Here is a 7,072-nt window from a genome sequence, read left to right as displayed (position 1 = left end):
GGGCCGGGTGCCGGCGCGGCGGTCCTCCCAGGGGAGGAGGTCGTAGAGCGGCGTCCAGGCGGTGAAGGGCCGCTCGGCGCGGGTCAGCCCGAGGTAGCCGATGGAGATGACCCACCCGGCCGACCCGCCCCGCACCGGGTCGCCGAACGTGTAGAGCTGCTCGACGTGGCCCAGGGCATGGCCGGTCTGCTCGACGGCGAAGGCGCGGACCCCCTCCTGGAGCGAGGCGTGGTCGGCCCGCAGCGGACCCGACGGCAGGCGCGCCGGCTCGCCGCTCGCGAGGACGAGCGGACGGCCGCCGTCGACGGCCACGACGACGGCGACGAGCTCGGTGCTGGGCGCACCCGGCGCTGGCATACGGCGCAATCTACCGACGCCTGACCGGCCGCACCCGGCGGCTCTCCTAGGCTGGTCCCATGACGCGCGCAGCCTGGGGCCACGGCCTCGCCACGGTCACCGACGGCGGGACGACCCTCGACACCTGGTACCCCTCCCCGGCCGTCGGCGAGCCCCCGGCGGAGCCGTCCGCCCCGGAGGGGCTCGTCGCGCTCGAGAGGACCGACAAGCGGCGGCGCGTGCGCACCGAGGTCGTCCTCACCGTCGTCGACCTCGACAGCCCACCGCGGACGACGGCCGACGCGTACCTGCGGCTCCATCTGTTGTCGCACCGCCTCGCCGCGCCGAACAGCATCGACCTCACCGGGCTCTTCGGCGTCCTGCCGAACGTCGTGTGGACGACCCACGGACCCTGCGCCGTCGAGGACTTCGAGCAGACCCGGATGCGGATGCTCGCCGGGGGGCCGGTCGGCGTCCTCGGCGTCGACAAGTTCCCTCGGATGACCGACTACGTCCTCCCGACGGGGGTCCGCATCGCCGACGCCGACCGGGTCCGTCTCGGGGCCCACCTCGCCGAGGGCACGACGGTCATGCACGAGGGCTTCGTCAACTTCAACGCGGGGACTCTCGGGACCTCGATGATCGAGGGCCGGATCTCCCAGGGCGTCGTCGTCGGCGACGGATCGGACGTCGGGGGCGGTGCCTCGACGATGGGCACGCTCTCCGGCGGGGGGACCGAGCGCGTCCGGATCGGCGAGCGGTGCCTCCTCGGCGCCGAGTCCGGTCTCGGGATCGCCCTCGGCGACGACTGCGTCGTCGAGGCCGGCCTCTACCTCACGGCGGGGACGAAGGTCGCCCTCCCCGACGGAACGATCGTCAAGGCCCGCGAGTTGTCAGGGCAGGACGGCATCCTGTTCATCCGCAACTCCGTGACGGGAGCCGTCGAGGCGCGTCCACGCGCCGGCCGGGGTGTCGAGCTCAACGCCGCGCTGCACGCCAACACCTGACCCAGCACTCGAGAGGCCCGTCGTCCGTATGCCGCGCACGAGCCGCGCAGCGATCACGCTCGCGGAGGAGCAGCCGCGCACCCGACGCCACCGCGTCGTCGGGTGGCTCGTCGTCGCCGTCGTCGCGGCGGGCGTCGTGTTCGCGGCATACCTCGGTGGCCGTCACCTCTACCAGTCGTTCCAGAGCCCCCGGTGCCAGGCGACGACCGCCGGGACGACGGTGACCCTCACGCCGGAGCAGATGAGCAACGCGGCGACGATCGTCGGCATCGCGAGCAAGCGCGGCCTGCCCGCCCGGGCCGGCACGATCGGCGTGACGACGGCCATCCAGGAGTCGAAGCTGCGCAACCTCGAGTACGGCGACCGCGACTCCGTCGGGCTCTTCCAGCAGCGGCCGTCGCAGGGCTGGGGGACGGTCGACCAGCTCCTCGACACGGAGTACTCGACGAACCGCTTCTACGACGCCCTCGTGAAGATCGACGGGTGGCAGACGATGGAGATCACCAAGATCGCCCAGAAGGTGCAGCGCAGCGCGGCACCCGAGGCGTATGCCGACCACGAGCAGGAGGGGCGCGTCCTCGCCGACACCCTGTCGGGCTACACGACGGCGGCCGTCACGTGCACGCTCGACCCGGCGAAGGGTGCGGGCGACCCCGCGGCATACCTCACGATGCTCACGCGGGAGCTGGGCCGGACCGGCACGCGGAGCGGGCACACGGTGACCGTCGGCGCACAGGACGCGCGTCGCGCGTGGGCGACCGGCCAGTGGAGCGTCGCGAAGGCCGAGGAGCTCGGCATCACGGCGGTCACCGTCGGCGACCGGGAGTGGCGTCGGGGAGAGGGCTCCTCGGCCCGCTCGTGGCACGCCGCGAAGGACCCCATCAAGGCGACGTCGGTGCGGGTGACCTTCGCGACCGCCTGACGGACGCGGGAGCCTCCTCAGCGCGCGTCGACGGGGACGTAGTCGCGCTCGGTGTACCCCGTGTAGACCTGCCGCGGCCGGCCGATCTTGGTCTGCGGGTCCTCGATCATCTCCCGCCACTGGGCGATCCAGCCGGGGAGCCGCCCGAGCGCGAAGAGCACGGTGAACATCTTCGTCGGGAAGCCCATCGCCTTGTAGATGAGGCCCGTGTAGAAGTCGACGTTCGGGTAGAGGCGCCGGGAGACGAAGTAGTCGTCCTCGAGGGCCCGCTGCTCGAGCGTCAGGGCGATGTCGAGGAGCGGGTCGCTCACCCCGTCCTTGTTGATGATGGTGTCGGCGGTCTTCTTGATGATCGCCGCGCGGGGGTCGTAGTTCTTGTAGACCCGGTGCCCGAAGCCCATGAGCTTGACGCCGGCCTCGCGGTTCTTCACCTTGTTCACGAAGGCGTCGACGTCGCCGCCGTCGGCCTCGATGTCGCTCAGCATCTCCAGGACGGCCTGGTTCGCACCGCCGTGGAGCGGACCGAAGAGGGCGTTGATGCCCGCCGAGACCGAGGCGAACAGGTTCGCCTGGCTCGAGCCGACGAGACGCACCGTGGAGGTGGAGCAGTTCTGCTCGTGGTCGGCGTGGAGGATGAGGAGCAGGTCGAGCGCCTTGACGAGGTCCGGGTCGAGGTCGTAGGGCTCCGCCGGGAACCCGAACGTCATCCGCAGGAAGTTCTCGGTCACCGACAGCGAGTTGTCGGGGTAGAGGAAGGGCTGGCCGATCGACTTCTTGTAGGCGTAGGCCGCGATGGTGGGCAGCTTCGCGAGGAGCCGGATCGTCGAGAGGTCGACCTGCTCCTCGTCGAACGGGTCGAGGCTGTCCTGGTAGAACGTGCCGAGCGCGGAGACGGCCGAGGACAGGACGGGCATCGGGTGCGCATCGCGGGGGAAGCCCCCGAAGAACTCCTTGAGATCCTCGTGGAGGAGCGTGTGCCGCCGCAGGCGCGAGTCGAAGGCGGCGAGCTGCTCCGCGGTCGGGAGCTCGCCGTGTATGAGCAGGTAGGTGACCTCGAGGAAGCTCGACTTCTCGGCGAGCTGCTCGATGGGATAGCCCCGATACCGCAGGATGCCCGCGTCGCCGTCGATATAGGTGATCGCGCTCGTGCAGCTCGCCGTGTTGACGAATCCGATGTCGAGCGTGACGTTGCCGGTCTCCTTCAGGAGCGCGCTGATGTCGTAGCCGTCGTTGCCCTCGGCCGCCGTGATGAGCGGCAGGTCGAGGGTCTTGCCGGCAGCCTCGAGGGTGGCACTCGTCGACGTCTCGGTCTCCGTCATGTGCTGCTCCTTGCTCACGAGTCGTGCGTGGAGGGGTGGCCGACGGGCGGCCGGTACATCGCCGGTGCAGCGATGCGACCTCGTGGGCAACCTACCGCAGAGTACGGTGACCGCCCAACGGGGCCCTCGTCCCGCCACCCAGACGCTCGACGGCCGTCTCGATCCGCTCGTCGCTCGCCGTCAGCGCGATCCGCACGTGCTCGCGCCCGGCGGCCCCGTAGAAGGCGCCCGGCGCGACGAGGATGCCGAGGTCGGCGAGCCGCCCGACGGTCGTCCACGAGTCCTCTTCCGCCGTCGCCCACAGGTAGAGGCCGGCGTCGGACAGGTCGATCCGTAGTCCCCACGCGCGCACCGCCGCCGAGAGCCGGTCCCGGCGCGCGGCATACCGCGCCTTCTGCTCCTCGACGTGCGTGCTGTCGCCGAGCGCCGCGACGATGGCGCGCTGGACCGGCCAGGGCACGATCATCCCGGCGTGCTTGCGGACCTCGAGGATGCGCCTGACGAGGGCCTGGTCGCCGGCGACGAACGCGGCGCGGTACCCCGCGAGGTTGGACTGCTTGGACAGGCTGTATGCGACGAGGAGGCCCTCGTGGCTGCCGTCCGTCACGCGCGGGTCGAGGAGGCTCGGGGTCGTCGGGAACGCGTCACCGTCGCGGTCGGTGCGCCAGTCCAGCTCGGCGTAGCACTCGTCGCTCGCGACGACGACGCCGTGCTCGCGGGCCCAGGAGACCACCTTCCGAAGGTGGCCGACGCCGAGAACCTTCCCCGTGGGATTCCCAGGAGTGTTGAGCCACAACAGTTTCGGTGTCGTCGAGGGCGTCAGCGGGCCGAGGGCGGTGAGGGCGTCCACGGGCAGCGGCGTCGCGCCGGCGAGGCGGGCGCCGACGTCGTAGGTCGGGTAGGCGACCCGCGGGAAGCCGACGATGTCGCCCTCCCCGAGCCCGAGAAGCGTGGGGAGCCAGGCGACGAGCTCCTTGCTCCCGACCGTCGGCAGGACGCCGGCCGGGTCGACGTCGGGGACTCCGCGGCGCGTCGCGAACCACGTCGCGACGGCCTCCCGCAGGTCGGGCGTCCCGTACGTCTGCGGGTACCCGGGCGCGTCCGAGGCCTCCTGGAGAGCTCGCTGCAGGAGCTGCGGGGTCGGGTCGACGGGCGTGCCGACGGACAGGTCGACGATCCCGCCGGACACGGCACTCGCCCGCTCCGAGAAGGGAACGAGCGAGTCCCAGGGGAAGTCGGGGAGGTTCATCCCGTCACCACCGCGCTGAACGCAGGACCCACCCGCGCTGCGCGTGGGGGCCGGGTCATGCTGCCGGTGCCTCAGTCGTCATGCGGCTGCGGGGGCAGGTCGGCGATGAGGGGGTGGTCTTTGGGGATGAGGCCGAGCTTGGCCGCTCCCCCCGGGCTGCCGAGGTCGTCGAAGAACTCGACGTTGGCCTTGTAGTAGTCGGCCCACTGCTCGGGGACGTCGTCCTCGTAGTAGATCGCCTCGACGGGGCAGACCGGCTCGCACGCTCCGCAGTCGACGCACTCGTCGGGGTGGATGTAGAGACTGCGCTCGCCCTCGTAGATGCAGTCGACCGGACACTCCTCGATGCAGGCCTTGTCCTTGAGGTCCACACAAGGCTGGGCGATCACGTACGTCATGCGGGCAATACTATTGCGCCTCGTGACCGGCGCCGTGGCTGCCCTCCCTGTGGGATCGAGGGTCGTCGTGCGCCGCCGGCTCCCCGCTCCGGACCCTGCCACGGGGGCCTCCCTGACCGACGTCGTCGGGACGCTGACCTCGAAGAACGACGCCGTCCTCGTCGTCGAGACCCGCTCCGGTCCGGTCGAGGTCCACGTCGTCGACGTCGTCGCCGCGAAGGTCGTGCCGCCCCGGCCGAGCCGCCGCGGGGCGCCGCATCTCGCGCTCTCCGTCGACGACCTCCAGCGCGTCCTGATCGGTGCCTGGGGGGCCCTCGAGCGCGAGCCGCTCGGCGAATGGCAGCTGCGCGCCTCGCGGGGTTTCACGGCACGCGGGAACTCGGTCGCCACCCCCGGATCCCCCGGCGTTCCTCTCGAGGAGGCCGTCGCCTACGCGATGGACTGGTATGCCGGGCGCGGGCTTCCGCTGAACGTCACGCTCGCCGGGCCGGTCGGGTTCGCCGTGGCGGACGACCCGTTGGGCGCCTTCCTCCTCGGCCGGGGCGCCCGCGTGGCGACGCGCTCCCTCACCCTCACCGCCTCCGCCACCGCCGTCACCTCGGTCCTCACCCCCAGCCCCACCTCCCCCTCCGCCACCTCTCCCTCCCCCTCCGCCACCTCCCCCTCCGCCGTGGCGGTCTGGCACCCGATCGGGGCCTCTGCACCACGCCCGAGTCTGCGCGAGGAGCTGACCGACCGGTGGCTCCGGGCCTACGGCAGCTATCGCACCGGGCCCGCCGACGCGGTGCGCGGTGTGCTCACCGGGAGCGAGCGGCAGTGGTTCGCCGAGGTCGAGGACGACGACGAGCTCGTCGGCATCGGCCGCCTCGCGGTCAACGACGGCTGGGGCGGCATCGCGGCGATGTGGGTCGACCCCGACCGGCGTCGTGCCGGGCTGGCTCGCGCGATGCTGGCCGCCATGGCCGCACGGGCCGTGGAGGCGGGAGCCGGCTCGCTGCACCTCCAGGTTCTCGCCGACAACGACGGCGCTCGACAGGCCTACGCGGCCATGGGATTCGTCCCCCACCACGAATACGTCAACCTCGTGACTCCCACGAGCTGACCCCGGAGCGACGAGCCGGACGCCGGTATGCCGGGCCCCAGGCACGTTCGTCTGCGTCGCGCACCAGGGGCGGGCCGACGAGGTGGAGACTCAGGCGAGGTGGTCATACCGGCTGCGGTAGTGGACGAGGGCGGCATCGGCGTCGACCGTGACCTCGGCCGAGACGACGAGCCCGACGACGATGCTGTGGTCGCCGCCGGGGTGGATGTCGGTGACGACACACTCGAGCTGGGAGAGGCTGCCGTCGAGCAGCGGCGATCCCGTCACCGCGCCGATCGTGTGCGGCGTCCGGTCGAGCTGGCCGTGGACGGGGCGCCCCCGCGTCGCGAACCACTGCGCGGCCGCCCGCTGGTGCTCGCCGAGGATGCTGACCCCGAAGGACCCCGCCTCGACGATCGCGTCGTGGAACCGCGCCTCCTTCTCGACGCAGACGAGGACGAGCGGCGGGTCGAGCGACACGGACGCGAGCGAGCTCGCCGTCATCGCGTGGAACTGCCCGCCGGCCACGGTCGTCACGACCGTCACGCCCGTCGCGAACCGGCCGAGCGCCAGGCGGTACGACCCCTCATCGACCGGCTCCGGGTCCACCGGCTGGGCTGCGCTCACGTCGCCATCATCCGACACCGCTTGCCGCGTGCGCTTCACGGCCCACCCGCCGAGCGGCCGGGCGGACCGCGACGGCGGCCGTCAAGAGCGGCGGGGGGGGGGGGGGGGGGGGGGGGGGGGGGGGGGGGGGGGG

The 7,072-nt window shown here is 72.2% G+C and carries 7 protein-coding genes and 1 pseudogene; 3 read left to right on the top strand and 5 right to left on the bottom strand.

Annotation, left to right across the window (positions count from 1 at the left end):
• A pseudogene (locus BN12_RS25365) lies at positions 1–357 on the bottom strand (hypothetical protein); the annotation flags it as partial.
• 59 nt (positions 358–416) lie between these two features.
• On the opposite strand from BN12_RS25365, the gene dapD reads away from it, so the two are divergent.
• Together dapD and BN12_RS17855 are read left to right on the top strand one after the other, a co-directional pair.
• The gene (gene dapD, locus BN12_RS17860; protein WP_048554590.1) at positions 417–1,343 is read left to right on the top strand and encodes a 2,3,4,5-tetrahydropyridine-2,6-dicarboxylate N-succinyltransferase; all 927 of its coding nucleotides are present in this window, start codon (positions 417–419) and stop codon (positions 1,341–1,343) included.
• A 28-nt stretch (positions 1,344–1,371) separates the two neighbouring features.
• Positions 1,372–2,265, top strand: a complete 894-nt coding sequence (locus BN12_RS17855) for a hypothetical protein (protein ID WP_200901246.1) — start codon at positions 1,372–1,374, stop codon at positions 2,263–2,265.
• A gap of 17 nt (positions 2,266–2,282) precedes the next feature.
• Here the strand turns inward: BN12_RS17855 and BN12_RS17850 are convergent, their stop codons facing one another.
• The 3 genes from BN12_RS17850 to fdxA form a co-directional block, all read right to left on the bottom strand.
• Positions 2,283–3,584: a citrate synthase gene (locus tag BN12_RS17850; RefSeq protein ID WP_083454743.1), complete on the bottom strand. Its 1,302-nt coding sequence runs from the start codon at positions 3,582–3,584 to the stop codon at positions 2,283–2,285.
• Positions 3,585–3,675: 91 nt separating this feature from the next.
• Positions 3,676–4,833, bottom strand: a complete 1,158-nt coding sequence (gene dapC / locus BN12_RS17845) for a succinyldiaminopimelate transaminase (RefSeq protein WP_048554586.1) — start codon at positions 4,831–4,833, stop codon at positions 3,676–3,678.
• A 71-nt stretch (positions 4,834–4,904) separates the two neighbouring features.
• Positions 4,905–5,231 carry a ferredoxin gene (fdxA, locus tag BN12_RS17840; protein WP_048554584.1) on the bottom strand — a complete coding sequence of 109 codons (327 nt, stop codon included), beginning with the start codon at positions 5,229–5,231 and terminating at the stop codon, positions 4,905–4,907.
• A gap of 22 nt (positions 5,232–5,253) precedes the next feature.
• On the opposite strand from fdxA, the gene BN12_RS17835 reads away from it, so the two are divergent.
• A complete protein-coding gene (locus BN12_RS17835) occupies positions 5,254–6,333 on the top strand; it encodes a GNAT family N-acetyltransferase (RefSeq protein WP_157635550.1) in 1,080 nt (359 codons plus the stop codon).
• A gap of 90 nt (positions 6,334–6,423) precedes the next feature.
• Here the strand turns inward: BN12_RS17835 and BN12_RS17830 are convergent, their stop codons facing one another.
• Positions 6,424–6,939 carry a flavin reductase family protein gene (locus BN12_RS17830; protein WP_048554580.1) on the bottom strand — a complete coding sequence of 172 codons (516 nt, stop codon included), beginning with the start codon at positions 6,937–6,939 and terminating at the stop codon, positions 6,424–6,426.
• Between the last annotated feature and the right edge of the window lie 133 nt (positions 6,940–7,072).

This window comes from Nostocoides japonicum T1-X7, from assembly GCF_001046855.1.
Lineage (GTDB): Bacteria > Actinomycetota > Actinomycetes > Actinomycetales > Dermatophilaceae > Nostocoides > Nostocoides japonicum.
The sequence above is the reverse complement of the archived record's forward strand: the minus strand, read 5'-3'. Positions and strand labels throughout refer to the sequence as shown.

What these genes read in the sequence shown, in the direction of transcription:
- dapD (WP_048554590.1), top strand. Translation starts at nt 417, where the DNA reads ATGACGCGCGCAGCCTGGGGCCACGGCCTCGCCACGGTCACCGACGGC.
- BN12_RS17855 (WP_200901246.1), top strand. Translation starts at nt 1,372, where the DNA reads ATGCCGCGCACGAGCCGCGCAGCGATCACGCTCGCGGAGGAGCAGCCG.
- BN12_RS17850 (WP_083454743.1), bottom strand. Translation starts at nt 3,584, where the DNA reads ATGACGGAGACCGAGACGTCGACGAGTGCCACCCTCGAGGCTGCCGGC.
- dapC (WP_048554586.1), bottom strand. Translation starts at nt 4,833, where the DNA reads ATGAACCTCCCCGACTTCCCCTGGGACTCGCTCGTTCCCTTCTCGGAG.
- fdxA (WP_048554584.1), bottom strand. Translation starts at nt 5,231, where the DNA reads ATGACGTACGTGATCGCCCAGCCTTGTGTGGACCTCAAGGACAAGGCC.